Genomic DNA, 1,805 nt, shown 5'->3' with positions numbered 1-1,805 from the left:
ATATAGGAGCATTCCTGTTAAGAAGAAAATTTGAGGTTTGAAACAAAAAGAGCCCTCTTGGTATCATACGAGGTGTCCAAAGCTTCGAAGCAAAAATGGACCCTTAATTAAGTAACCAAGGAGGACTCAGTAATGAATTATACACAAAATCACAAAATCTCTCAAATCACTTCTGAAACTCTAATTATCGGAATCGACATTGCCAAGGACAAACACGTTGCCCGCGCACAAGACGATCGAGGCTTTGAGTTCGGCAAACGTTTGATCTTTGAAAACCGTATTCATGGGTTCATCAAGCTAATAGATTGGATGGACTTCCATAAAAGGGAACATGGAAAGAATCGTTACATTGTGGGAGTAGAACCTACGGGCCATTACTGGTTGAGTTTGGCTTACTTCTTGAAGGCTAAGGGAATCGACCTTGTGGTCGTAAATCCAATGCACGTAAAGAAGTCCAAAGAGCTTGATGATAATTCCCCAACCAAGAATGACACAAAGGATGCGCGTGTCATTGCCCAGCTGATCAAGGATGGTCGATACTCTGTACCTAACCTCTTGGAAGGCGTTTATGCTGAACTGAGAGAAGGCGTCAAATTACGAGATCAACTTATCAAGCAGCTGATGGTAGCCGAAGGTCGCATCCAAAACCACATTCAACGATACTTCCCTGAGTTCTTTGATGTGTTTGGTGATTGGGAAGGAAAAGCAGCTCTAGCAACTTTGAAATTGTTCCCCTTTCCAAACGCAATAAAGAAAAAAACTCCTGAAGAAGTATTAACCGAGTGGAAACCCTTTGTACAACGTGGAGTCGGCATAAAACGAGCCTCAAAGCTAGTAGAGGCGGCCAAGAAGAGTGTGGGGATTCAAGTAGGAACGGCATTTGCGAGAATGGAGATAGAATGCCTCCTCAAGCAATACGAACTGTTTAAGGAACAACTGGAAGAACTGGACGAAAAGCTGGAAGTCCTAGTAGAAACACTTCCAGGTGCCAAGCAGATGATGAATATTTCAGGATTGGGAACAACGACTGTGGCTTTATTCTTCGCTGAAGTAGGCGATATTACAAAGTATAGCCACCCTCAACAATTGGTCAACCTGGCAGGCCTTTCACTTCGCGAACATAGTTCTGGTAAGTATAAAGGACAAACCAGGATCACCAAGAGAGGACGAAGTCGTCTGCGCAGGGCTCTCTATTTAGCTATAAGACCCCTTGTCGCTCATAACCCGACATTCAAAGCCTTGCATAAACACTATACAACTCGGTCCGAAAAACCGTTAAAAAAACAACAGTCACTCATTGCCTTGTGTTGTAAATTATTACGTGTGCTGTTTGTGATTGGCCATAAACAATGTGAATTCGATGGTTCAAAATTACTCACAGGATTGCCTGAAAAACAAGTATTGAAGATTGCCTAAATAATCAAGACATCTAAAAAGCTTATCATTTCAAAAATACCAATAGTGCAGAGTTGGAGTTTATTTTCACCATACGGGCATCAGACCCAGCATAGGAGCATATCCAACCTCCACCTCATGGGTACGCAGGACGAAGGAATGTATGGATACCAATCCTGAGAGAAATGGGAGGGTTAGCGACCGTGAGCATCGTGGAGATTTCCTGGCACGGTTATAAGTCTATTTTTCCAAACACATCCAGTTTGGGAGATAGGATGGCCCCCTACATGTAAGTTTTTTTAAGATATTCAATCATTATCCAGTTATTGAGGTGTATCCACTATTGTGTATTAAAGAAACTTTGAGAATAAGCGAGTATTTCAAAGAAAAATTAACTTTATTGAGGGAGG

General features: G+C 42.0%; 1 protein-coding gene. It reads left to right on the top strand.

Annotated features, from left to right (window positions below):
• The first annotated feature begins 132 nt into the window (after positions 1-132).
• Positions 133-1,416 (top strand): IS110 family RNA-guided transposase, encoded by a 1,284-nt coding sequence (locus DET59_RS21305; protein ID WP_113971588.1) that lies wholly within the window; start codon positions 133-135, stop codon positions 1,414-1,416.
• The last annotated feature ends 389 nt before the right edge of the window (positions 1,417-1,805 follow it).

The organism is Rossellomorea aquimaris (assembly GCF_003315075.1).
GTDB classification, from domain to species: domain Bacteria; phylum Bacillota; class Bacilli; order Bacillales; family Bacillaceae_B; genus Rossellomorea; species Rossellomorea aquimaris_C.
This window is presented reverse-complemented; position numbering and strand designations above follow the sequence as displayed.

Coding starts and splice junctions, on each gene's coding strand:
- DET59_RS21305 (WP_113971588.1), top strand. CDS start 133: ATGAATTATACACAAAATCACAAAATCTCTCAAATCACTTCTGAAACT.